This is a genomic window from Streptomyces sp. NPDC013457 (assembly GCF_043089925.1).
Lineage (GTDB): Bacteria > Actinomycetota > Actinomycetes > Streptomycetales > Streptomycetaceae > Streptomyces.
Genome location: NZ_JBICBL010000002.1, coordinates 583,591 through 607,341 on the forward strand (window position 1 = coordinate 583,591; position 23,751 = coordinate 607,341).

General features: G+C 73.2%; 19 protein-coding genes, 3 tRNA genes and 1 pseudogene. 14 read left to right on the forward strand and 9 right to left on the reverse strand.

Features of this window, described 5'->3' with window-relative positions; translation table 11 throughout:
• Positions 1-15: 15 nt before the first annotated feature.
• Together ACF1G2_RS08120 and ACF1G2_RS08125 are read right to left on the reverse strand one after the other, a co-directional pair.
• Entirely contained in the window at positions 16-1,455 is a 1,440-nt protein-coding gene (locus tag ACF1G2_RS08120; protein WP_391797449.1) for an FGGY family carbohydrate kinase, read from the reverse strand.
• A gap of 126 nt (positions 1,456-1,581) precedes the next feature.
• Complete coding sequence (locus ACF1G2_RS08125; protein WP_391797450.1) at positions 1,582-1,884, reverse strand: YtxH domain-containing protein; 303 nt, start codon at positions 1,882-1,884, stop codon at positions 1,582-1,584.
• 169 nt (positions 1,885-2,053) lie between these two features.
• On the opposite strand from ACF1G2_RS08125, the gene ACF1G2_RS08130 reads away from it, so the two are divergent.
• The 5 genes from ACF1G2_RS08130 (at position 2,054) to ACF1G2_RS08150 (ending at position 4,954) form a co-directional block, all read left to right on the forward strand.
• Positions 2,054-2,126, forward strand: a tRNA-Asn gene (locus ACF1G2_RS08130).
• A gap of 5 nt (positions 2,127-2,131) precedes the next feature.
• Positions 2,132-2,204, forward strand: a tRNA-Asn gene (locus ACF1G2_RS08135).
• A gap of 176 nt (positions 2,205-2,380) precedes the next feature.
• Positions 2,381-2,457: transfer RNA gene (locus ACF1G2_RS08140), tRNA-Ile, on the forward strand.
• Between the two features lie 293 nt (positions 2,458-2,750).
• On the forward strand, positions 2,751-3,941 hold the full coding sequence (locus ACF1G2_RS08145; protein ID WP_391797451.1) for an NAD(P)/FAD-dependent oxidoreductase: 1,191 nt from the start codon (positions 2,751-2,753) through the stop codon (positions 3,939-3,941).
• A gap of 74 nt (positions 3,942-4,015) precedes the next feature.
• Positions 4,016-4,954 carry a sigma-70 family RNA polymerase sigma factor gene (locus ACF1G2_RS08150; RefSeq protein ID WP_391797452.1) on the forward strand — a complete coding sequence of 313 codons (939 nt, stop codon included), beginning with the start codon at positions 4,016-4,018 and terminating at the stop codon, positions 4,952-4,954.
• A gap of 121 nt (positions 4,955-5,075) precedes the next feature.
• Here ACF1G2_RS08150 and ACF1G2_RS08155 read toward each other — a convergent pair whose 3' ends face one another.
• On the reverse strand, positions 5,076-5,738 hold the full coding sequence (locus tag ACF1G2_RS08155) for a response regulator transcription factor (protein ID WP_361434902.1): 663 nt from the start codon (positions 5,736-5,738) through the stop codon (positions 5,076-5,078).
• Between the two features lie 333 nt (positions 5,739-6,071).
• Between ACF1G2_RS08155 and ACF1G2_RS08160 the strand changes: the two genes are divergently transcribed.
• The 5 genes from ACF1G2_RS08160 to ACF1G2_RS08180 all read left to right on the forward strand — a co-directional run bounded on the left by ACF1G2_RS08160 (position 6,072) and on the right by ACF1G2_RS08180 (position 9,642).
• Positions 6,072-6,395 (forward strand): hypothetical protein, encoded by a 324-nt coding sequence (locus ACF1G2_RS08160; protein WP_352190777.1) that lies wholly within the window; start codon positions 6,072-6,074, stop codon positions 6,393-6,395.
• Between the two features lie 83 nt (positions 6,396-6,478).
• A complete protein-coding gene (locus tag ACF1G2_RS08165) occupies positions 6,479-6,751 on the forward strand; it encodes a hypothetical protein (protein ID WP_361434901.1) in 273 nt (90 codons plus the stop codon).
• Positions 6,738-7,577, forward strand: coding sequence for an ABC transporter ATP-binding protein (locus ACF1G2_RS08170; RefSeq protein WP_361434900.1), 840 nt, complete (start codon positions 6,738-6,740; stop codon positions 7,575-7,577). Before ACF1G2_RS08165 ends, ACF1G2_RS08170 begins: the two co-directional genes overlap by 14 nt.
• Complete coding sequence (locus ACF1G2_RS08175; RefSeq protein WP_391797453.1) at positions 7,574-9,139, forward strand: hypothetical protein; 1,566 nt, start codon at positions 7,574-7,576, stop codon at positions 9,137-9,139. The genes ACF1G2_RS08170 and ACF1G2_RS08175 overlap by 4 nt, the downstream gene beginning before the upstream one ends.
• Complete coding sequence (locus ACF1G2_RS08180) at positions 9,136-9,642, forward strand: hypothetical protein (RefSeq protein ID WP_391797454.1); 507 nt, start codon at positions 9,136-9,138, stop codon at positions 9,640-9,642. The genes ACF1G2_RS08175 and ACF1G2_RS08180 overlap by 4 nt, the downstream gene beginning before the upstream one ends.
• Positions 9,643-9,737: 95 nt before the next feature.
• Here ACF1G2_RS08180 and ACF1G2_RS08185 read toward each other — a convergent pair whose 3' ends face one another.
• Entirely contained in the window at positions 9,738-10,154 is a 417-nt protein-coding gene (locus ACF1G2_RS08185) for an organic hydroperoxide resistance protein (protein WP_352190772.1), read from the reverse strand.
• 107 nt (positions 10,155-10,261) lie between these two features.
• Here ACF1G2_RS08185 and ACF1G2_RS08190 point away from each other — a divergent pair, with 107 nt between their 5' ends.
• From ACF1G2_RS08190 to ACF1G2_RS08205, 4 genes and pseudogenes are all read left to right on the forward strand, one after another.
• Complete coding sequence (locus ACF1G2_RS08190) at positions 10,262-10,744, forward strand: MarR family winged helix-turn-helix transcriptional regulator (protein ID WP_391797455.1); 483 nt, start codon at positions 10,262-10,264, stop codon at positions 10,742-10,744.
• Positions 10,745-10,950: 206 nt separating this feature from the next.
• Positions 10,951-11,397 carry a GNAT family N-acetyltransferase gene (locus ACF1G2_RS08195; RefSeq protein WP_391797456.1) on the forward strand — a complete coding sequence of 149 codons (447 nt, stop codon included), beginning with the start codon at positions 10,951-10,953 and terminating at the stop codon, positions 11,395-11,397.
• Positions 11,394-12,653 carry an MFS transporter gene (locus ACF1G2_RS08200; RefSeq protein WP_391797457.1) on the forward strand — a complete coding sequence of 420 codons (1,260 nt, stop codon included), beginning with the start codon at positions 11,394-11,396 and terminating at the stop codon, positions 12,651-12,653. The genes ACF1G2_RS08195 and ACF1G2_RS08200 overlap by 4 nt, the downstream gene beginning before the upstream one ends.
• 124 nt (positions 12,654-12,777) lie before the next feature.
• Positions 12,778-16,445, forward strand: a pseudogene (locus ACF1G2_RS08205) (S8 family serine peptidase).
• Between the two features lie 66 nt (positions 16,446-16,511).
• On the opposite strand, the gene ACF1G2_RS08210 reads toward ACF1G2_RS08205, so the two are convergent.
• The 5 genes from ACF1G2_RS08210 to ACF1G2_RS08230 form a co-directional block, all read right to left on the reverse strand.
• Positions 16,512-17,909 (reverse strand): carboxyl transferase domain-containing protein, encoded by a 1,398-nt coding sequence (locus tag ACF1G2_RS08210; RefSeq protein WP_391797458.1) that lies wholly within the window; start codon positions 17,907-17,909, stop codon positions 16,512-16,514.
• A complete protein-coding gene (locus tag ACF1G2_RS08215; protein ID WP_391797459.1) occupies positions 17,902-19,467 on the reverse strand; it encodes an acyl-CoA synthetase in 1,566 nt (521 codons plus the stop codon). The genes ACF1G2_RS08210 and ACF1G2_RS08215 overlap by 8 nt, the downstream gene beginning before the upstream one ends.
• Before the next feature lie 49 nt (positions 19,468-19,516).
• Positions 19,517-20,704: an MFS transporter gene (locus tag ACF1G2_RS08220; protein WP_391797593.1), complete on the reverse strand. Its 1,188-nt coding sequence runs from the start codon at positions 20,702-20,704 to the stop codon at positions 19,517-19,519.
• Between the two features lie 146 nt (positions 20,705-20,850).
• On the reverse strand, positions 20,851-22,389 hold the full coding sequence (locus tag ACF1G2_RS08225; RefSeq protein WP_391797460.1) for a GAF domain-containing protein: 1,539 nt from the start codon (positions 22,387-22,389) through the stop codon (positions 20,851-20,853).
• Positions 22,390-22,425: 36 nt separating this feature from the next.
• On the reverse strand, positions 22,426-23,469 hold the full coding sequence (locus ACF1G2_RS08230) for a rod shape-determining protein (protein ID WP_391797461.1): 1,044 nt from the start codon (positions 23,467-23,469) through the stop codon (positions 22,426-22,428).
• Between the last annotated feature and the right edge of the window lie 282 nt (positions 23,470-23,751).

Genomic DNA, 23,751 nt, shown 5'->3' on the forward strand with positions numbered 1-23,751 from the left:
CCGAATCCGTCGCCGCTACGCGCCGAACGCGCCCGGATGCGTCTGCTCCCGCGTGGCCGCGTACTGCTGCCGCACCGCCTGGCCGACCGCCAGCTCCTCACCCGGCTCGAAGACCTGCGCGGCGGCGCCCTGCCAGGCCGGGGGAGCGGCGGGGGAGAGCGTTCCGCGCGCGACACCGAGCGCCCACGCCGCCTGCCGGGCGGCGCCGCGCGCCGCGTAGTCCGCGGGCTGCGGGACGACGACCTGCGCGCCGAAGACCGAGGGGGCGATCGCCTGGACGGCGGGCAGCCCGGCCGCGGCGCCGAGCAGGAACACCCGGCGGACCTCGACGCCGCGCCCGCGCAGGACGTCCATGGCGTCGGCGAGCGAGCAGAGCATGCCCTCGAACGCGGCCCGCGCGAGGTGCTCGGGCTTCATCGACTCGCGGCGCAGACCGCTGAGCGTGCCGGCGGTGTGCGGCAGCTGCGGGGTGCGCTCGCCCTCCAGGTACGGCAGGAGGACGAGCCCGGAGGAACCGGGCGTCGACTTGAGCGCCAGCGCCGACAGCTCCTCCAGGCTCTCCGCGCCGAGCATCTCGGCGGTGCCGCGGAGCGCCCGCACGGCGTTGGAGGTGTGGACGACGGGCAGGTGCATCCCGGTCGCGTCGGCGAAGGAGGTGATCAGACCCTGGGGGTCGGCGAGCGCCTCGTGGTGCACGGCCATCACGGAGCCGGAGGCGCCGAGGGAGACGACCGCGTCGCCGGGGCCGAGCCCCAGCCCGAACGCGGCGGCCATCGTCTCGCCCGTACCGGCGGAGATCAGCAGCCCCTCGGGGGTGGTCCCGGCGGGGTCGGCCGGGCCGAGGACCTCGGGGAGCACGGCCTGGTGGCCGAGGGCCAGCTCGACCAGGTCGGGGCGGTAGGCACCGGTGCCCGCCGACCAGTAGCCGGTGGCGGAGGCGGCCCCGCGGTCGGTGGTGCGGCGCACGGGCCGTCCGAGCAGCTGCCAGACCAGCCAGTCGTGCGGCTGGAGGAGCATCGCGACGCGCTGGGCGTTCTCCGGCTCGGAGCGGGCCAGCCAGCGGAGCTTGGCGACGGGCTGCCCGGCCTGGGGCACGGAGCCGACGGCCTCGGCCCAGGCCTGCCGCCCGCCGAACGCCTCGACGAGATCCGCGGCGGCGACCTGCGCCCGCTTGTCGTTGCCGACCATCGCGGGCCGCACGAGGCCGCCCTGCGGGTCGAGCGGCACGAGGCCGTTCTGCTGGGCGGAGACGCCGATGGCCTGCACCCCTTCGAGCAGCCCGCCGCCGGCCGCCTCGCCGAGCGAGAGCAGCCAGGCCTGCGGGTCGACGTCGGTGGCCTTGGGTTCACCCGGGTGCGGGGCGTACCCCTGGCGCAGCACGGCACCCGTGTCCGCGTCGCAGACGACGATGCGTGTGAACTCGGCAGAGCTGTCCAAGCCGGCGACTATCCCCATGGAGGAGATTCTGCCGCACGCGGGGGAGTACGGGGAGCGCGTGCGGGGTAGGAGACGCGTTTTCGGGCACACATCGGCCCGTCGGCGGCCGGCTCGGCCGCCGACGCCGTGCCGGAGCCTGCCCGGCTAGGTGTTGCTCACACCCCAGTCGTCCTCGGTCACCTGGCCGTTGTGGTGGCGCAGCGCGTGGATCCGGTCGGTGACCGAGACCGGCAGCTTGTCGCCGACCTTGTCGCTCACGACGTGGAACGCCTTGCCGGCGACCTGCCGCCCGGTCTGCGCAGCGGACTCGGCGGCGTTGCGCACCGCCGGGTTCTGCGAGAAGTCCCGCGCGGACTTCTTCATCTGCTCGTAGCGCTCGCGCCCGGAGCGCGTGCCGAGGACGTAACCGACGGCCAGTCCCACGACGAACGTCAGCTTGTACCGCACGGCGGCACCACCCTTCCCTTGAGCTTCCCTGATCCTTCACTGGTGCCCACGAGCGCCCACGGCATACCGATTGGCGGAGCACCCCCCTGCTTGCGCTAATGTATGTGTCGCAGCGAGCGAGCGCCGCCCGGGAACACCCGAGGTGGATCCGTTCGGTGCAACGCAGCAATCCCCTGTAGCTCAATTGGCAGAGCAGCCGGCTGTTAACCGGCAGGTTACTGGTTCGAGTCCAGTCGGGGGAGCGCGATCCCCTGTAGCTCAATTGGCAGAGCATTCGGCTGTTAACCGGAGGGTTGCTGGTTCGAGTCCAGCCGGGGGAGCAAGCGAAAGAGGACCCTTCGGGGTCCTTTTTCTTATGTCCGGGAACCATGCGCCACGCTGCGCGGTCCTCATGGTCGAGCAGCGCGCGGCAGAGCCCGACCATCCGGAGCAGGAGATCGTATGAGCGGCTATGCTGCGGCAGACGGCGCGCACACATGTACGCGCCACACGTAAAGGGGCGGTAGCTCAGCCGGTTAGAGCAGCGGACTCATAATCCGTCGGCCGTGGGTTCGAGTCCCACCCGCCCCACCATCACATGGTGCAGCAGAATCGTTCTGACCAGGAGCTTTCCCTGGTCGGACGATTCTCTCCACGACCGCGGCGGGCCTTGCCCGCGCGTCTCTCCCAGTGTGCGTACCGCGCGTCGACGCAAGCGGTCCGACACGCCCACGTCACTCGGATGCCGCACCCCTCGGCCACCCTTGGCCCCCTCCGCGGGCGCTCGTGACAGCCCGTCCCGGGTGACCGGCGTCACACCACGCTTCTGTCAGCTATCGGGGCCCCGTCTCGTCAAGGGGGTACGCGAACGAGACAGGAGCAACGCCATGAAGCACCGCATCGTCGTACTCGGCGCCGGATACGCCGGGGCCTTCGCCGCCGGGAACCTGGCTCGCCGGCTTTCGCCCGCCGACACCGAGATCACCGTCGTCAACGCCGTACCCGACTTCGTCGAGCGGATGCGGCTCCACCAGCTCGCCGTCGGCCAGGACCTCGCGGTCCGCAAGCTCGCCGACGTCTTCGCCGGAACCGGAGTCCGGCTGCGCCTGGCGCGCGTCACCGGCGTCGACCCCGAGCGCAGGACCGTCGCCGTGACCGGCGAGGAGGGCGACGGCGAGCTCGGGTACGACACCCTTCTCTACGCGCTCGGCAGCTCCGCCGCCCGTCACGGCGTCCCCGGCGTGGCCGAGCACGCCTTCGACGTGACCGGCCTCGCCTCTGCGCTGCGGCTGCGCGAGCGCCTGGACGGGCTCGGCGCGGGCGGCACCGTGCTCGTGGTCGGCGAGGGGCTGACCGGCATCGAGACCGCCACCGAGCTGGCCGAGTCCCGGCCCGACCTCGAGGTCGCGCTCGCCGCCCGCGGCGAGCTGGGCGCCTGGCTCTCCCCGAAGGCCCGCCGCCATCTGCGCCGGGCCTTCGACCGGCTCGGCGTCACGGTCCACGAGCACACGGGCGTCGAAGCGGTCGAGCCGTCGTGGGCGGTCTGCGCCGACGGCAGGTCGATCCCGGCCGACGTGACCGTGTGGTCGGCCGGGTTCGCCGTCCACCCCATCGCCGCCGCGAGCGGCCTGGAGGTGGCCGAGACCGGCCAGATCGTCGTCGACCGCACCATGCGCTCGGTCTCGCACCCGGACGTCTACGCCGCCGGTGACTCCGCCTACGCGATCGGCGAGAACGGGCGTCCGCTGCCGATGTCCTGCGCCTCGGCCGGATTCACCAACATGCAGGCGACCGCCGCGATCATCGCCCGTCTGACCGGCGACGAGGTCCCGACCACCGGGCTGAAGTACTACGGCAACCACATCAGCCTCGGACGGCGGGACGCGATCTTCCAGATGGTCGACGGGGACGTCCGGTCCAAGTCCTGGTACCTGGGCGGCCGGACCGCCGCGCGGCTCAAGGCGGCCGTGCTCAAGGGGGCCGGGTGGGGCATCGCCCATCCGACCTTCGGCATGCCGAAGCGCAGGCGCCGCCTGGCCGCCGCGCCCGCCGTTTCCGGTGTGGGGGTCGCCGCCTGAGGCGTGTCGCGGAAGCAGCGCCGTCCGTCCGCGGGGCGGGCCGGACCTTCGTGACGCGCCCTAGGGTGTTCCGCATGGACAGCTCAGCCGTCGATCGGTTCGAGGCCAGCCGGAGCCGGCTGGCCTCGCTCGCGTACCGTCTGCTCGGCTCCGCCGCGGACGCCGAGGACGCCGTGCAGGAGACGTTCCTGCGCTGGCAGGCCGCGGACCGCGCGCGGGTCGGGGTGCCGGAGGCGTGGCTGACCAAGGTCGCCACCAACCTCTGCCTCGACCAGCTCCGTTCGGCCCAGGCGCGCCACGAGCGCGCGGCCGGTGCCTGGCTGCCGGAACCCCTCCTGGAGGGCGACCCGATGCTCGGCCCGGCCGACACCTTTGAGCAGCGCGAATTGGTGTCTCTCGCCGTACTGACGCTGATGGAGCACCTCTCGCCGGTCGAGCGGGCCGTCTACGTCCTGCGCGAGGCGTTCTCGTACGGCCACGCCGAGATCGCCGGGATCCTCGACATCACCGAGTCCGCGAGCCAGCAGCACCTCCACCGTGCCCGGGCCCGGGTCGGCGCCGGGCGCCGCCGTGGCGCGGAGACAGACCCCGCGTCCGCCCGCCGGGTCGTCGAGGAGTTCCTCGCCGCCGCCGTGTCGGGGCGCACCGAACGGCTGGTGGCGCTGCTCACCGACGACGTGACGGCGGTCTCGGACGGCGCGGGACTGGCCAGGCGGCTGCTGCGGGTCCGGACGCCCGAGCGCGTCGCCTCCTTCGTACGCGCCGGTTTCAAGCCCACCGCGGCGAAGCGGCGGCTGGCCGGCGGCTCGCCCGCGTTCCACATCGCGACGGTCAACGGCTCCCCGGCCGTGCTCGCGGTGCTCGACGGCCGGGTCGTGGGCGCTGTCGCGTTCGGGGTGAACGACGGCCAGGTCGCCTCCCTGCACGGCATCGCCGCGGCGGAGCGGCTCGGACGGCTCAGCGGCGCCTGGGGCCGGCACGAGCCCGACGCCCCGGTCATCGACGCATGGTGACGCGCCGAACCGTGGTGACGCGTCTGCGCAGGGTGAGGTGACCTGAGCCGCCGGAATCCGCGAGGGCCGCCCGCGGGGCGCGGCGCGGACTCGGGCGGCCCTCGCGCGGCCGGTCGCGTGCCTACATCAGCGGAGCGTACGCGGCCGGCGCCGTGGGCAGGTCGATGCCGTGGGCGAAGAGGGCGGCGCGGACCCGGTTGTCGACGCCGATCTTGCAGTAGATATTGCTGACGTACGCCTTCACCGTCGACGCCGTGAGCCCCAGTCGGCCGCTGATCTCCACGTTCGTCAACCCGCCCCCGATCAGAGCCAGAATCTCGCGCTCACGCAATGTCAGAAACGCGGGCAGCGGCTTCTCTTCACGGCCGCCCAGCTTCGGGCCCGGCAGAAACGAGCACCACAGCATCGCGAGCGGCAGCACGGCCGCGCCGGCGGCCATCGTGTGCACGGCGTGGGCCAGAGCCCGGGGGTCCACCCCCTCGGGAAAGTACCCCGAAACGCCCGGCGGCAGGGGCTGGGGCCGGCTCGCCATGCTGTCCGGGTCGCCGATCAACGCGACCGGCACGCGCCGGAGTTCCCGCCCTCGCAGAGCCGTGAGGAACAGATCGAGCCCGGGCAGCTGGTCGGCGGCGAGCACGCTCGTCCGCGGCCGATCGCGCACCGCGGCGGTTCCCGCCTCCGCGGACGAGCACACGGTGACGGTGAACTCCCCTGTTTCGGTCAATGCCTGTTCGAGCCCTCTGCGAATCCATGGATGGTGATGAATGAGGGTGACGTGGTCCATGGTGAATCCCCCTGAGTACTGCAATAAGCCGTGGTCGGGAGGAAACCTACCCCAGACAATCAGCCACGCCCCAGGGACAGTTAAGAGGGAATTCGATCAGAAACGGTTGCGGTCCTGAGGTCTGACGAACCAGGTTCGCGCGGACGGTGACGTATCGGCCGACTTGTCCCGCGGACCAACCAAAGGAGGCGCGCGATCGGCAGTGTGCAGGGCCGCGCCGAGCGCAGAGGATCAGGGCATCCCGGCGGCCCCGCCACCGGGGGAGTGCCCGCCCCGCTCCAATCGGGGCGGGCACCTGCTCGATCGTATCGATCCCATCGAAAGGAACGACAGGTGCTCACTGCCCTGCGCGAGACGCCGCTGCGTCTTGCCACCCAGGCCCAGATCCTCGCCACCACCGCCCCCGCGGCCCTGACCCAGCACGCCTCCATGGCGCTGGCCAAGGCCAAGGGCACCGAGGACGAGCCGCGCTTCCTCGCGCACCGCATCTGGCAGATCGTCCTGATCGTCGCCATCGCCGTCGTCCTGGTCGCCGGCATCGTGTCCTACGCCCTGGTCGCGTACCAGTGCGTGAGCCGTGGCTACGACCGCGTCAAGTGGAGCGGCCCGAACGGCTGGCGCGTCTGGGAGTTCAAGATCATCTGCGAGAAGTACTGAGTCTGACGCCCGGCTCGCCCCCACGTCCCCCGACGTGGGGGCGGGCTTCCCCTTCACCCGTACCACGACCTCTTGGACCCAGCGTGAAGAAGATCGTCAAGTCCGCCCTCCTGGCGCTCCTGGGCGGGGCCGGCCTGAGCCTGGCGGCTCTGGTGCTCTCCATGATGTACGCGATGTCCCGGGACGGTTCGGTCAGTGTGCCGGGCCTCATCGACTACGTGCAGACCGACGCCCAGCTGAGCATGCAGCCCTCCGGGTACTTCCCGCTCGTCATCGTCGCGCTGGGTGTCGCCTGCTTCCCCGTGGCGTACGGCGCGCTGTCCAGGAAGCGGGGTGACGGCCATGCCGCGCGGTGACTCCGCCGTCGTCGAGAGCGTTGCGGCGCCCACCCGCGCCGAGGACTCCCCGTACGAGATCCCCCTGGCTCTGGAGGGCCTGAGCAAGCGGTTCGGCGGCCGCCACGCCCTGCGCGACGTCACCGTGACCATGCCCGCCGGCGCCGTGTGCGGGCTGGTGGGGGCCAACGGAGCGGGCAAGTCCACCCTGTTGCGCTGCGTCATCGGGCTGACCGAACCGAGCGGCGGAACCGGACGGGTCTTCGGGGAGAAGCTCGGTACCGACTCGGCGAAGCGCCTGGTGTCGTACGCGCCCGACGAACTGCCCATGCCCGACATGCTCACCGGCCACGAGTACCTGGGTCTGATCGCCGGTCTGGAGGACCGCCCGCGGGACCTGATGAGGAACGCGGAGCGGCTGGCCGAGATCTTCGGCATCGACGGCGCCCTCACCAAGCTCGTCGGCTCGTACAGCCACGGCATGAAGCGGCGCCTGCAGTTCGCCGGAGCCTTCAGCAGCGACGCCCCGCTGCTCATCCTCGACGAGCCCTTCTCGGGCCTCGACGTCGAGGGCTCCGTGCTCCTGCGGCTCGCGCTGCGTACCTGGACGCGATCCGGACGCTCCGCGCTGGTCACCATCCACGACCTGCACACCGCCGAACGCGAATGCGACTTCATCGTGGTGCTGTCCGACGGCCGGCTCGTGGCGCAGGGCGCGCCCCGGTCCATCAGCGAGGTGGCCGGGACGTCCTCGCTCGAAGCCGCGGTGCTGCGCCTGAGCGGCCTGGAGAACGTCTCCGAGACCGCGGACGACATCTTCGCCGAGCTCATGGGGCCGGGCTCATGACGGCCGCCCCCGTCTCCGCCGGCGCGCGCGGGCTCCACCTCGCGTCCCCGCGGCCCTCGAACCGGCGCTCCCTGCGGCCCTCCCTCGCCATCGCCGGGGCGACCGCACGGTCCCAGCGCAACACCGTGCGCCAGATGCTGCGCCGTTCCCCGGTCGTCACCTCGGCCGTCCTGCTGGCCCTGGTCGTGTTCGGCCTCGCGATGGTCGCCTTCCAGGTCCAGGCGCTGGCCCCGCTGGTCCACGAGCAGACCCTCACCGCCCTCCAGGACCGCCAGCTGAAGGAGGTCAACCGGGCGGCGCTCGCCGGGATGGCGGCCGCGGCGTCGGGGGCCACGCTGATCCTGGACATCCTCGGTCTCCAGCCCGCGGGCGTCCGCGTCCTCGCCGTCTCCAAGGGGGTCGGCCGCTGGAACCGGGCCCTGGGCGAGCTGATCCCCCCGTATGTCACCGCGATGACCGTGGCCTCCTTCCTGGTCGGCCCCGTCACCGTGCTGTCGCTCACGCGCGTGCAGGCCACCGGCGGCACCGGCTTCTGGCTCGCGCTCGCCGTCGCCCTGCTGTTCACCGCGCTCACCGCGCTGGTCGCCACCGTCACCACGCTGGCGGTCCAGGCCCTGACGGCGCTGGTCATGCGGTCGTCGAACGACGCGCTCGGCGTGAAGTCCGTCAGCGCCTCCCTCTGCGGCGTCCTCCTCATCACCGGAATCGGTCTCGTCCTCGCCGGCCGCACCTGGGGCCTGTACGTCCTGTGCCCGCCGCTGGCCGTGACCGGAGGCGTCCCCGAGACCCTCCCCGGCGTGCTCCTCGCGGTGGTCGCGGGCCTTGCCTGGGGCGTGCTCTGTGCGTACGTCCTCTCGTTCGCCGGCACGACGGCCCGCAACAACGAGAGCGGCGCGCCGTGGCGGCTGGGCTTCGTCCGGCTGCCGGGACGCGGCGCCCGGACGGAGGCGCGCCAACTGCTGCGCGACCCGCTCTACATCTCCGCCACGTCCGTCTCCCTCGCCGCCGCGGCGGCCATCGCGGTCCTGTACCACCTCGACTATCTCCAGGACGCCACGGCCTCGTTGCTCCTGCTCGCCGTCTGCGGCATCTCCTCCCTCATCACCGGTCTCGCCCCGTTCCGGCTCGCCGGAAACGCCTGGCTCTACGCCATCCACCCCCGGGGCTTCTCCCGCTGGGGCCGGCAGAACGCCTTCGGGGCGATCGCCGCGGGTCTAGCCACCGTCGTCGCCGTACGCGTGGTCAGCCTGGTGCCCTTCGAGGCGGGCCGGGACCTGGTCATCCTCACCATGGCGCTGGCCGGGAGCGCGCTGAGTGTCCTGTACGGACTCGCCACGGTCACCGCCGACTTCGCGGAGAAGCGGGTGACCCTGCTGGTCAGCGGGTTGTCGAGCGGTGCGACCCTGGGGGCGCTGTTCTGGTTGGCCTCCTCGGTCGACGCGCTCTCGACGGCCGCGGCGACCGCGGCCCACTGGCTGCTCGTCAGCGGGGCGGCCCTCTGCGCGGTCCAGCAGGTGATGCGGGTCAAGGACCGCGACTTCGCCCGGACGGCGGAGCGGTGATCCTGCTGCGCCTGGTGCTGGTCGCCCTCGTCCACGGCCGCAGGCCGATGGCCTGGCTGGCGCTCGCGACCGGGCTGATGCTGGTCTGCGTCTGGCCGGCGGGCTGGACGTTCCGGTCCTTCGTACTGGCGGGGTTCGTCGCCGTCCCCCTCAGTGTCGTCGTGCACGAGTACGGCCACGCCCGGACGGCGCTCCTCCTCGGGGCCCGTGAACTGCGGGCCGAGTGGCGGGGCGGCTCGATGGCCGTGTCGCACGAGAGCCTCGGGGCGGCGCGGAACCTGGCGGTGGCGCTCGGCGGACCCGCGGGCTCGGGAGTGGTCGGCGGGGCCCTCGTGACCGTCGGCCTGCTGTACGGATGGCAGCCCCTGGTCCTGCTCGGAGCGATCGTCGCCTTCCCCGCCAGCACCCTGATCCCGCCCGGTCACGACGGGCGGACGTGCCGCCACCAGGCCCGGGAGTGGCTGGCGGCCCGGGTGCCGGCCGAACGGGAACCCGCGGCCTGAGGGCGCGGGGTGCCGAGAAACAGGGAGGGCCCGTACGTGTCGGACGACACGTACGGGCCCTCGTCGGCGTTTCGGGCGCCGGGACCGCGACAGGACTACTCGACGACGAGCTCGACCTGGATGTTGCCGCGCGTGGCCTTGGAGTACGGGCAGAACGCGTGGGTCTTCTCCAGCAGCTCGCGGCCGGGCTCACCCTGGAGGTGGTCGGGAAACTCGGCGCGCATGACGACCGCGAGGCCGAAGCCGCCGTCCGTCTCGTCCTTGCCGATGGAGACCTCGGCGGTGATGGAGGCGTCCGCGATGTCGATCTTCTCCTGGCGCGCCACGAGCCCCATCGCGCTGGCGAAGCAGGCGGCGTAGCCGGCGGCGAAGAGCTGCTCAGGGTTGGTGCCCTGGCCGTTGCCGCCGAGGGCCTGCGGGTGGGCGAGGGGGAGGTCGATGTGGCCGTCGGAGCTGACGGCGCGGCCCTCGCGGCCGTTGGCGGTGGCGACGGCGGTGTAGATCGCGTTCATGGGTCCTCGTTTCCCTGTGCGGTCGGGGTCTGAGAGAGACAGTAGCGCGCAATTCAGTTGTGCACAACTTAATGGCTCACCATGAGATGTCCCGTACCCTGGGAGCCATGGAGACGCTCGACACGAACCGGGACGAGGACTTCCTCCGCCTCGACCAGCAGATCTGCTTCTCGCTGCACGCCGCGACCCGCGCCTTCAACGGCGTGTACCGCGCCGCGCTCAAGGACCTCGGGCTCACCTACCCCCAGTACCTGGTCATGCTGGTGCTCTGGGAGCACGGCGAGCTGCCGGTCAAGCGGATCGGCGAGCACCTGCGCCTGGACTCCGGGACGCTGTCCCCCCTGCTCAAGCGCCTGGAGGCGGCCGGATACGTCGAGCGGCGCCGCTCCGCGGAGGACGAGCGGTCCGTGACCGCCCGCCCCACCGAGGCCGGCACCGCCCTGCGGGAGCAGGCGCGCGCCGTGCCCAGGCGGATCGCCGCCGCGACCGGCATGGAGCTGGAGGAGATGCGCGCCATGCGGGCCCGGCTCGACGAGCTGGCCGTCCGGCTGGGCAGCGTCGACCCGGACGACCTCGGCCCCTGCGAGTAGCACCACCCGCGAGTGGGGCCCGTGCGGGCAGGGCCCGTGCGAGTGGGACCCGTGCGAGTGGGACCCGTGCGAGTGGGCCCCGTGCGAGTGGGCCCCGCGCGCAGGGGTCCGGGGGAGCCGGCCCGGTGGGCGCACCGCGTGCGGAGTGATCCTCCCGCAACGAAAATGTAAGGATCCGAATCCGGTCACGCCCCTATACTCCGACCATGTCCTCCCTCACCCTCAGGCGCGCCACCGCCGACGACTCGCGTCGGCTCAGCCGGCTCGTCAGGAAGTCCGCCGCCTATCGCGGCGACTACGCCTCGATGGTCGACGGCTATGTCGTCGGAGGGAGCTACATCGAGCACCACGCCGTCTTCGTCGCCGTCGACGAGCGCGACCTCGTCCTCGGGTTCTACGCCCTCCTCCTCGACGAGGCCGAGCTCGACCTCGCCTTCGTCGCCGACGAGGCGCAAGGACGGGGCACGGGGCGGCTCCTGATGGAACACATGACCGCGCAGGCCCGTGCCGCCGGGCTCACCTCCGTACGGGTCGTGGCGCATCCGCCCGCCGAGGAGTTCTACCTGCGGACCGGAGCCCGCCGCACCGGCACCGTCGAGCCCGCGGGCCGGATCCACTGGGCCAGGCCCGAGCTCCGGTTCGACGTCGCGTGAGCACCGCCGAGAAGGCCGAACAGGCCGACCGCCGCCGCGTCTTCGCCGACCTCACCCCGCTCCGTACCTCCGTGCACTACCGCCGCCTCTGGTTCGGCAACACCGTCTCCTGGGTCGGCGAGGGCATGACCGCGCTCGCGGTCTCGCTCCAGGTGTACGACATCACCCGCTCGCCGTTCTCCGTCGGACTCGTCGGGCTCTTCTCCCTGGTCCCGCTGATCGTCTTCGGCCTCTACGGCGGCGCCATCGCCGACACCGTCGACCGCCGCAGGCTCGGTCTCGCCAGCGCCACCGGCTCCGCCGTGCTGTCCGCCGCCCTCGCCACGGCCGCGTTCGCCGGCTTCCACCAGGTCTGGTTCCTGTACGCGATCGTGGCCCTGCAGTCCGTCTGCGCCGCACTCAACTCGCCCGCCCGGACCTCGATGATCCCGCGCCTGCTGCCGGCCGAGCAGCTGCGCGCCGCCAACGCGCTCAACTCGATGACGATGACGTTCGGCACGCTCGTCGGCCCGAGCCTCGGCGGCCTCCTCGTCGGCGTCGGCGGCTTCCAGACCGCCTACCTCATCGACGCCGTCGCCTTCTCCGCCGCCCTGTACGCGATGTGGCGGCTGCCCGCCATGCTCCCCGAGCGGACCGGGACGAAGCGCGCCTCCGTCCTGGACGGCCTGCGCTTCCTCGCCACCCGCCCCAATCTGCGCATGACGTTCTTCTCCGACTTCTGCGCGATGATCCTCGCCCACCCCCGCGCGCTGTTCCCCGTCGTCGCCGTCCTCTGGTACGACGGCGACGCCACCACCACCGGTCTCCTCGCCGCCGCCCCGGCCGCCGGGGCGCTCCTCGGCGGGGTCCTCAGCGGCTGGCAGGGGCGCATCCACCACCACGGACAGGCGATCCTGCTCGCCGTGGCCTGCTGGGGAACGGCGATCGCCGTCTTCGGCCTGACCCGCAACCTCTGGCTCGGGCTGCTCCTGCTCGCCCTCGCCGGCTACTCCGACACCGTTTCCATGATCTTCCGCAACACGATGATGCAGGTCGCCGCCCCCGACGAGATGCGCGGCCGGCTCCAGGGCGTCTTCATCGTGGTCGTCGCGGGCGGGCCCCGGCTCGGCGACTTCCTCGCCGGCTCGGTCGCCGACCTCACCTCGCCCGCCGTCGCCGTCACCGGAGGCGGCATCGCCTGTGTGCTCGCCATCGGTCTCCTCGCCCTGTACGGGAGGGAATTCCGCCGGTACGACGCACGTCGTCCCACGGCCTGAGCTGGCGGTTGGCCGCCACGGCACATAGCCGCCAGGCCGTACCGTATTCAACGGCCTCCGACCGGAACAGACTCCTCGCGGCGCCCGGAACCACCCCTTCCCCCGGGTGCCGAGGAGTGCGTCGATGATCAGACCTTCCGCAGGAGGAAGGGCCGGGCTGCTCGCCGCCGGCATCTCCCTGGTGCTGCTCACGGCAGGGCAGACCGCCGCTGCCGGGGGAACCACCGCCACCGCCGTACCCGCCACCTTCAAGGGCGCGACCGACGCGAGCGCGACCGTCACACTCATCACCGGCGACCGGGTCACCGTCACCGAACTGGGCGGCGGCCGGAAGACCGTTACGGTCGACCGGGCCGAGGGCGCCACCGGCGCCGTACGCAGCGAGATCTCCGACGGCCGGATCACCGTCGTCCCCGACGAGGCCCGTCCCTACCTGGCCTCGGGCGTCCTCGACCGCCGGCTCTTCGACGTCAGCGGCCTCATCGCGCAGGGCGTCACCGACGAGCTGCCCCTGATCGTCACCCACGGCAGGGTGCGCGCGCCGCCGCGCCGCGCGGCACCGAGACCGTTCGCGCCCTGCCCAGCATCGGCGGCGCCGCGGTGGAGGCGACCGATCCGGCGGCGTTCTGGCGGTCGTTCACCTCGCCCGCCACCCGCTCCGCGGGCGGCAAGGTCTGGCTGGACGGCAAGGTCGAGGCCGCGATGGCCGAGTCCAACGCCCAGATAGGCACGCCGAAGGCCTGGGAGGCCGGGCTCACCGGCAAGGGCGTGAAGGTCGCCGTCCTCGACACCGGCGCCGACCTCGGCCACCCCGACCTGGCCGGCCGGGTCGCCGAGTCCAAGTCCTTCATCGAAGGCCAGGAGGTAGCCGACCGCGACGGCCACGGCACCCACGTCGCCTCCACCGTCGGTGGCAGCGGCGCCGGTTCGGACGGCCTGGAGAAGGGCGTCGCGCCGGGCGCGACCCTCGCCGTCGGCAAGGTGCTCAGCGACGAGGGCTCCGGCACCGAGTCGCAGATCATCGCCGGCATGGAGTGGGCCGCCAAGGACATCGACGCCAAGATCGTCTCGATGAGCCTCGGTTCGCGCGAGGCCAGTGACGGCACCGACCCGATGGCCCAGGCAGTGAACACCCTGAGTGCCGAGACCGGCGCCCTCTTCGTCATCGCCGCCGGAAACAGCGGCGCCCCCGGCTCCATCGGCTCTCCCGGCGCCGCCGACTCCGCGCTCACCATCGGCGCCGTCGACGCGGCCGACCAGGCCGCCTACTTCACCAGCCAGGGACCGCGCTTCGGCGACCAGGCCCTCAAGCCCGACCTCTCCGCGCCCGGCGTGGACATCCTCGCCGCCCGCTCCCAGCTGGCCCCCGGCACCGGGCTCTACACGACGATGAGCGGCACGTCGATGGCCACCCCGCACGTCGCCGGCGTCGCCGCCCTGCTCGCCGAGAAGCACCCCGACTGGACCGGCGCGCAGCTCAAGAACGCCCTGATGTCCTCGTCGAAGACGCTCACGGACTCCGCCTACGCGCTCGGCGCCGGCCGGGTCGACGTGGCCGCCGCCATCGCCGCGAACGTCACCGCCACCGGCTCCGCCGACCTCGGCTTCTTCGCCTGGCCGTACGAGGGGAACAAGCCGGTCACGAGGACCGTCACGTACACCAACCACTCGGACTCCGCCGTCGAGTTGAACCTCACCGTCGAGGGGATGCCCGCGGGCGTCGCGACCCTCGCCGACACCACCCTCACCGTCCCGGCCCACGGCACCGCGCGGACCACGGTCACCGGCGACGGCGCCAAGGCCCCCGTCGGCAACGCCTCCGGACGGATCGTCGCCTCGGCCGCCGGCACGCCCGTCGCGCACACCGCGCTCGGCCTGGTGAAGGAGGAGGAGCGCTACAACCTCACGATCCACGTCAAGGACCGTGACGGCGCCCCCGCCCCCGCCACCGTGATCGTCAAGCAGCTCGCCGAGGGCCGGTACGACCCGTTCCCGGTCGCCGTCGGCGACTCGGGCACCGTGCAGCTGCGGCTGAAGCCCGACACGTACACCGTCGACACCTTCCTCGACGTGCGCGGTTCCAAGGGCGAGGACTCTCTCGGTCTCGGCTTCCTCACCGACCCGGAGATCGTCCTCGACCGCGACCGTGAGATCACCCTCGACGGACGGCAGCTGAGGGAGATCCGGGCCGAGGTCGAGCAGCGGACGGAGACCCGCCAGCTCCTCATGGAGTTCGACCGTGACGCCCACGGCGCCTCCTACGGCGGCGCGGTGCAGGTGCCGCTGACGTACGACTCGATCTTCGCCGCCCCCACCCGCAAGCCCGCCCACGGCACCTTCGAGTACCGCACGGTCTGGCGGCTCGGCAAGCCGCTCCTGGAGGCGAGCGCCGACGGCGACTGGCTGTCCGGCGCCACCGTGCAGGCCGGCACCACCATGCTCGAAGGCCGCCACCGGCTCGACGTCGTCGACGCGGGCACCGGCACGGCCGCCGAGTACGCGGGCAGGAACGTCAAGGGCAAGGCCGTCCTCGTCCGGGCGGGCGCGGTCCCCGACACGGAGCTGGCCCAGAACGCCCAGGACGCCGGCGCCACGGCGCTGTTCGTCACCGACGACCGGCCCGGACGGCTGATGTCCTGGTTCGGCACCGCCGAGTACGAGGCCCGGCCGCTCGCCGTCGCCACCGTCAACGCCGCCGACGCTGCACGGCTCTCCCAGGCGGCGAAGCGCGGCAAGCGGATCGACCTGACCGGCACCCGCTTCACCCCGTACACCTACGACCTCTCCGAGGGCCACCCGGGCGCGATCGGCAAGGACCTCGTCTTCCGGCCCGACCGGGACGAACTGGCCACCATCCGCTCGGCGTTCCACATGCCCACCGGCAGGAAGGAGCTGGGCGGCGAGTTCCGCTACTCGATCACCGACACCTTCCCCATCGGTTTCGGCTTCAAGGAGTACATCGCCTTCCCGGCCGAGCGCACCGAGTACGTCTCCACCGGCACCGGCCAGGGCTGGCACGAGTCGGTCGACCTCGCCGACTCCCTGGAGCAGCGCGGCGGCATCAACTCCTACCGGGGCGGCACCACCCGGTCGCTCGACTGGTTCGAGCCGGTCTGGCACCCCTGGCTCGGCACCGGCCTCGGCTGGGGCCAGGAGCGGATCGGGAACGACCTGAGGTTCAACACCCCCGGCTGGGGCGACTCCGGCCCCGACCACACCGGCTTCGGCAACGTGTGGAGCGACGACACGCAGACCCAGTTCACCGAGGTGTACGTCAACGGGACCCGGGTCGACCGCAAGATGAGCTCCGGTGCCTACGCCTGGGACGCCCCGGCGGAGGAGGCGACCTACAAGGTCGTCACCGACACCACGATGGACCCGGCGCGCTGGCGGCTGTCGACCAAGGGCCACGCCGAGTGGACCTTCCGCTCCAAGGAGACCCCGTCCGACCGTCTCACCTACCTCCCCCTGATCAACCTCGGCTTCGACGTCGACACCGACCTCAAGGGCGACGTGCGCGGCGGAAGCCGGGTGCCGGTCGGGATCTACGCCGAGTACGTGAAGGGAGCGGCCGGCACGGGCAGGATCGGCGGCGGCACGCTGGAGGTCTCGTACGACGACGGCGCCACCTGGCAGAACGTCACGCTGAAGAAGTCGTGGAGCGGCGCGACCTGGACGGGTGAGCTGCGGGTGCCGGACGGCGCGCGGTTCGTCTCCTTCCGGGCGGGCGCGTCCGACGACCGGGGCGGCTCGGTCAAGCAGGAGATCATCCGGGCGGTCGGGGTGAAGTAGTCCCGGAATCACCGGACGTGGAGGAGTCCCGGCACGGCGCCGAGCCGTGCCGGGACTCCCTTCGTCTCATTCCTCGCGCGTGACGATCCCGCGCACGATGCCCAGCTCCACCAGGTCCTGGGGCCGCAGGCCGAGCTGGTCGGCGGTGGCCGGGGCCTGGTCCTCCGGCCTCTTGAGGATGGCCGAGGCGAGCTCGGGGGCGATGACGGAGAAGTAACTGTCGGGCGTGGCCCAGGTGTTGCCCGGCGCGGCCAGCGCCAGCGCCCCGCCCGAGCCGCCCTCGCCGACCAGGAGCGAGGTCACCGGGACCCGCGCCTCGGCGACGGCGGTGAACGCCTCCGCGATGGCCGGTCCCGCTCCGGCCCGCTCGGCCTCGGCGTCGTTGGCGGCGCCCGGCGTGTCGATCAGCGTCAGCACGGGGATCCCGAGCCGGTCCGCGAGCCGGATGAGCCGTGCGGCGGTCCGGAAGCCCGCGGGGCGCGTCGCCGAGCCGTCCTGCGCGGCGTACGCGACCGGCCGCCCCTCGTGCAGCCCGAAGCCGCACTCCACCCCGGGGTCCACCCCGCCCGCCCGGTCCCCGCGCAGGGAGGCCCGCGCCGTGAAGTAGGCGTCCAGATAGGCCCCGGCACGAGGCCGGCCGGCGTCCCGGGCCCGCACGACGGCCTCCCACCCGCTCCCGGGCGGCGCGGCCTCGGCGAGCGCCCGCGGCGGGGGAGCGGGTGCGGAGGCCGTGCGGGTGGCGCCGCCGGACGGCTCGCCGGGCCCCGCCTCGGACTCGGCGTGGGGCTCGGCGGGCGTCAGCAGGCGCAGCCAGAGCCCGAGTGTCGTCCGCAGGTCCTCCGGTGCGACGAGCGCGTCCACATGGCCGTGCTCCCACTGGCTCTCGGCCGTGTACGCCTCCGGGTCGGCGTCCCTCGGACGGACCCGGGAACCGGCGAAGGCCACCTGCGCCGAGGGGAGGGCGAGGACCACGTCCGCGCCCGCGCCGACGGTCGCCCAGCCACCGCCCGTGGACGGGTCCCGCAACACCGTGACGTGGGGAACCCCGGCCTCCCGCAGCCGTACCGTCGCCTCGGCCACACGCTGCAGCTGGGCGAGGGCGATCATGCCCTCCTGCATCCGGCTCCCGCCCGTCGCCACCAGCGACACCAGCGGGACCCGGTCCGTGCGCGCGGTCCGGTACGCGGCGACGAGCCGGTCCCCGGCCGCCTGCCCGAGCGAGCCGCCGAGGAAGCCGAACTCGAAGGCGACCAGGACCACCGGGCGACCGCCGACCGTCGCCCTGCCGTACAGGACGGACTCCTCCTCGCCGGTCCTCGCCGCCGCACGCGCGCGTGCGGCGGCGTACCCGGACCAGCCGATCGGACCCTCGGGCGGCGGTGCCGCGGACGCCGGGGGCCGCAGTGCGGTGAAGTCGCCGGTGACCAGCGCGACGACCTCGCGGGCCGTGAGCCGCTCAGCCACGGAGGGCCTCCGGGAGCGCCTTCTTCAGCAGCTTGCCCATGTCGTTGCGGGGCAGTGCCCGCAGGAAGTGGACCGTGCGCGGGCGCTTGTGCGGGGCGAGGAGCCCCGCGACATGGTCCGCCAGCTCCCCGGCCGTCGGCGGCCTCTCCGCGTCGACCGGCACCACCCAGGCCACGATCCGCTCGCCGAGATCGGGGTCCGGCGCACCGGTCACCGCGGCCTCCAGGACCCCCGGATGGTCCAGGAGCGCGTTCTCGATCTCGCCGGCGCCTATCTTGTATCCGCCGCTCTTGATCAGGTCCGTGGCCTTGCGCCCCACGATCCGTACGTACCCGTCGTGTTCCCGGACCGCCATGTCGCCGGTGCGGAACCAGTCCCCGTCGAAGGCTGCGGCCGTCGCGTCCGGCCGGTTCAGGTACGCGGTGAACAGGTTCGGGCCCCTGACCTGTATCTCGCCGACGCTCTCCCCGTCGTACGCCTCCAGCTCCGTGCCGTCCTCCTCCACGAGCCGCAGCTCCACGCCCCTGAGGGGGAGCCCGACGGAGCCGGGGCGCGGGCGGGAGCCCACAGGGACACCGGTGTTCATCAGGGTCTCGGTCATGCCGTACCGCTCGATCACCGTCCGGCCCGTCGCCGCGGTGATCCGCTCGTGGTCGTGGACCGGCAGCGCCGCCGAGCCCGAGACCAGCAGCCGCGCGCCGGCCAGCGCCCGTACCAGTCCCGGATCGTCCCCGAGCGCGTCCGCGATCCGGTGGTACATCGTCGGTACGCCGAACAGCATCGTGCCGCCGCCCGCGCCGAGTTCCCGCGCCACGCCCTCCACGGAGAACGCGCCGAGGTGCCGTACCGATCCGCCGCGCCGCAGCGGCCCGAGGATCCCCAGGACCAGCCCGTGGACGTGGAAGAGGGGCAGCGCGTGCACGAGCACGTCGTCCTCGGTCCACGCCCACGCCTCCTCCAGCGCGTCGAGGGAGGCGGCGATCGCCCGGTGGGAGAGGACGACGCCCTTGGGCGGCCCGGTGGTGCCGGAGGTGTAGACGACGAGGGCGGGCGACTCGGGCCCGACGGCGCCGCCCGCGGCGGCCTCCGGGACCCGCCCGCCCGGCCGCCGGTCCGCGTGGGGGCCGTGCCCGCCCGGCCGCCCCGCGTCCGGGCCCCCTGCCGCCCCGGCGCCGGGCCCGCCGGGCCGCCCTGCCTCACGCCCCCCACGCACGTCCACGTCGATGCGCCGCACCCCCGCCAACCCTGACGGCAGTTCGTCCTCCGCACCCGCCAGCACCACGCTCGGAGCGCTGTCGGCGAGGATGTGGGCCAGTTCCCGCTCCCCGGTGCGCGGGTTGAGCGGGACCGCCGGAACGCCGGACAGGAGCGCGGCCACCACCGCGACCGCCGTCCGGGCGGTCGGCGTGGCCCAGACGGCGACCCGTCCCGCGCCCCCGATCCGGGCGGCCAGGGCCCCGGCGGCCTCGGCCAGTTCCTCGTACGTCAGGGCGTCCGCGCCGAAGCGCAGTGCGGGCCGGTCCGAGCCGGCCACCAGGGCCGGGAAGAGCGAGCTCAACGGTCGTCCTCCTCGCGTAGCGGGATGCGAGAGGCATTCTTCCCCCGCCTCAGGGGCAGCGCGCTGCGACCTTGCTCACCTCAGGACTGTCGCCGCCGTCCCCGGTCGGCCGGAGCGTCCGCATCCGCCCGTACGCGTACACGCAGCCCGCGAGCGCCAGGTCGGAGAGGAGCATGAAGCCGATCGAGTAGGAGTCCTTGGCGCTGTAGATCGCCCCCATCACCAGCGGCGGGACGAACCCGCCGAGTCCGCCCATCGCGCCCACGATGCCGGTGACGCTGCCCACCTGCGGCTGCGGGGTGACCTGCGAGACCAGCGCGAAGACCGAGCCGCTCGCCGTGCCGAGCCCAGCGGCCATGCAGAGCAGGGCGATCGTGCCGCCGGGGTTCAGGGGCGGGTCGAAGGCCTGGACGATGGCGAGGAGCGCGACGAAGCCGAGCGCGGCGGCGGTGACGACGGCGGGGTGGACCCGGTCCGAGAGCCAGCCGCCGAACGGCCGGAAGACGACCGTCACCAGGGCGAAACCGGCGGCCTTGGTGCCGGCGTCGGTCGCGTCGAGGTCGTACCAGGTCTTCAGATACGTCGGCAGGTACACCCCGAACGCGACGATGCCGCCGAAGCCGATCGCGTACAGCGCGGACAGCTCCCACGTCACCCGCAGCCGGCCCGCCTTGCCGAGCCGGGTCGCGAGGGACGCCGTGGGGACCGGCCGGTCGGGGCGGTCGGTGATCAGGATCGCGGCGAGGACGGCGTACGCGGCGAGGGCGACGGCGACGACGAGGAACGGCAGGTTGTCACCGTGCCTGGCGATGCGCGGGGTGAAGTACCCGGAGAGCGCCACACCGCCCATGCCCATGCCGAAGACACCGAGCGCCAGGCCCCTCTTCGCGGGCGGGAACCAGGAGTTGACCAGGGGGATGCCGATGGCGAAGGTCGTTCCGCCGAGGCCGAGGAGGAAACCGACGGCGAGCATCGCGCCGTACGAGTTCCTCGCCGGGATGAGCAGCAGCACGGGCACGATCGTGAGCGCCGACACCAGGGGGAACATCACCTTGGCGCCGTAGCGGTCGGTGAGGGCCCCGGCCGGGATCCGGCCCAGCGAGCCCACCAGGACCGGGATGGCGACCAGCAGCGACTGCTGGAACGAGCTGAGGTTCAGCCGGTCCCCGTAGTCGGCGGCCAGCGGCGCGATCAGGTCCCACGCCCAGAAGGTGAGCGCGAACCCGATCGTGGCCATGACCAGGTTCCGGTAGGCGGCTCCGGAGGGCTGCTCACCGGAGGGCTTCTCGAGGGTGTCCACGTGATCAGTCAAGTTCGCGGGCCCGGGCGGGGCGCGCCGGACTGGGCCGTACGGGGGCGGGGCCGGGACCCCTGACGGCTCCGTTACGGCCAGGCGACCGTCGTCGGCGGGCGGCCGTCGTCCGCCACCACCAGGCGCGGGCCCTCCCGGGTCGCCGCCACCTCGACCGTGATCGCCGTGACGCCCGGCCGGCGGTGGGCGGCCGCGAGCGCGCCGCGCAGGGTGGACAGGAGCCGGTCGGCGTCGACGGGCCCGACGAGGGTGTCGACCGCGCCGGAGAAGTGCACCGAGGGCTGGAAGCCGAGCAGCGCCGCCGCGCCGCCCGTCTCGCGCAGGACCCGCCCCCGGAACGTCGCCGGCGCGTCGGCCGGCGGCTGCTGGAGCGCGAAGATGGCCGTCCGTACCTCCTGGATGGTGGAGTCGAGCTCGTCCACGGCCCGAGCGAGCAGGACGCCCTCCTCGTCCGGGCCGGCCGGGCCGTCCGCCGCGCGCCGCCGGGTCGACTCCAGCATCATCTCGGTCGCGAAGAGCCGCTGGACCACGAGATCGTGCAGGTCACGGGCGATCCGGTCGCGGTCCTCGTAGACCGCGAGCTGCTCCCGGTTGTGCTGCGCGTCCGCCAGGACCAGCGCGAGCGCCGCCTGGGAGGCGAACTGCGAGGCGAGCAGCCGCTCCACCGCCGTGTACGGGCGCCCGCCGCGCCGCCGGGGCAGGGCGAGGGTGCCGATGAGCCGGCCGCCGCTCTGCAGCGGCAGCATCATCGACGGCCCGAACCGCGACCGTACGTGCGTCGTCATCCGCGCGTCGGTCGCCGAGTCGTCGACGAAGACCGGTTCCCCGCCCAGCAGTTGCTCCAGGACGGGCGAGCCCGCCGCGATCGTCGTACCCACCAGGTCGTCCGGGTCGTCCACCGTCGACGCCGCCACGATCTCCATCCCGCCCTCCTCGGTGGGCTGGAGGACGACCCCCGCCGAGGCGTCGGCGAGCAGCCGCGCCCGCTCGGCGACCGTCATCAGCGCGTCCGCAGCCGTCTCCCCGGTGAGCAGCGCCGTCGTCACCGCCGCCGCGCCCTCGATCCACCGCTCGCGCTGGCGCACCGTCTCGTACAGCCGGGCGTTGCCGATGGCGATCCCGGCCTGCGAGGCGAGGACGCGCAGCATGGCCAGGTCCTCGTCGGTGAAGCGGCCGACGTGCTTCTCGGCGAGGTAGAGGTTGCCGAAGACCTCGGTGTGGACGCGGATGGGGACACCGAGGAAGGAATGCATCTGGGGATGCCCCTCGGGTACCCCGCCGGAGCGCGGGTCGGTCGTCAGGTCGTCGAGCCGCAGCGGCCGGGGGTCCTGGATGAGCGCGCCGATGAGCCCGCTGTGCCCGTCGGGCAGCCGCGGGATCCGCTGCCGCTCCGCCTCCGTCATCCCGGCGGTGAACAGCTCGGTGAGCCGGCCGCGCTCGGGGTCGACGACCCCGAGCGCTCCGTAGCGCGCTCCGATGAGTTCGATCGCCGAGTCCACGATGTGCTGGAGTGTGGCTCGCAGTTCGAGTTCGGTGCCGACACTCAGGACAGCCTGGAGGAGGAGGGGCAGCCGGGGAGCCGGTTCGTCGTCCTTGTCCATGAGTGACATGGGGTCATTGTCCAGCAGACCGGCAGATACCGACCGTCAGTCGGCCTCGGCCAGCGGGTCGAGGACCATCGGCTGGATCTTGGCTTCCAGCATCGCGCCGAGCCCGAGGATCGCGCACACGTCGGGGCGTTCGGCGATGTGCACGGGCATGCCGGTCGCCTCGCGCAGCATCTGGTCGAGGCCGGGGAGCAGCGCGCTGCCGCCCACCATCATCACGCCGCGCTCGGCCAGGTCGGCGACGAGGTCGGGCGGGCAGTCGCGCAGGATCTTGCCGATGCCGTCGAGGACGGCGGTCAGCGGGGTGTGGATCGCCTGCCGCACGGCGGCGGTGTCGACGGTCACCGACCGGGCGAGCCCGGTGGCCACGTCGCGGCCGTGGATCTCGGTGTAGCTCGGGCCCTGGAGCGTCAGGCCGTTGCCGCTGAGGGCGAGTTGCAGGGGGCGGACCGACTGGCTGGGCAGCATCAGCTCGTGCTGGTGGCGCAGGTGCTGGATGACGGCGTGGTCGATGGCGTCACCGCCCACCGGGATCCGCTCGGCGGTCACGATGGAGCCGAGCGAGAGCACGGCGACCTGGGTGGTCGCCGCCCCGCAGACCATGATCATGGTCGCGGTGGGCTGCTCGACGGGGAGCCCGCAGCCCACGGCCGCCGCGATCAGAGTGTCCACCAGCTCGACCCGCCGGGCGCCGAGCCCGACGAGGGTCTCCACGGTGGCGCGCTGGGCGAGCGGGTCGCTGTCGTGCGGGGTGCTGGCGGCGGCGCGCAGCCGGGGCTTGCGGCGCAGCTGGCGGCGGAGCTTCTCGCCGAGGAGGTGACGGAGCATCCGCTGGGCCATCTCGATGTCGACGACGGTGCCGCCGGAGACGGGCCGCACGACGCGGATGTAGTCGGGGGTGCGGCCGGTCATCTTCTCGGCGAGGGCGCCGACGGCGATCAGGGCGCCGGTACGGGTGTTCACGGCGGCGACACTGGGTTCGTCCACGACGAGCCCGGCGCCCTTGACGAAGACCCGGGTCCGGGCGGCCCCCAGGTCGACGGCGACATGGCAACGGCGCAGCTGCTCAAGGCTGACGGTCACGGCAGATCCTCCGGAGTGCGGTGCTGGCACGGAGCGAGGCATGAGCGCTGAGGCGCTCCTGTTCGCATCGTGCGACCGAGGCACCCCCGGCGCGCGCTGGGCTGAGCCGCCCGGGGGTGCGCCTCCGCCTGACGGCGGCTCAGCGGTGGCGCGGGGGAGGGGTGTCCCGGGTGGGCACGCCGAGTGGGGCGCGGGGGCGACTGCGGGTGCTCGTGGCGACGGGCGCTGTCGAGGCGGGTTCTCGTGGCGACGGGCGCTGTCGAGGCGGGTGCTCATGGCGAC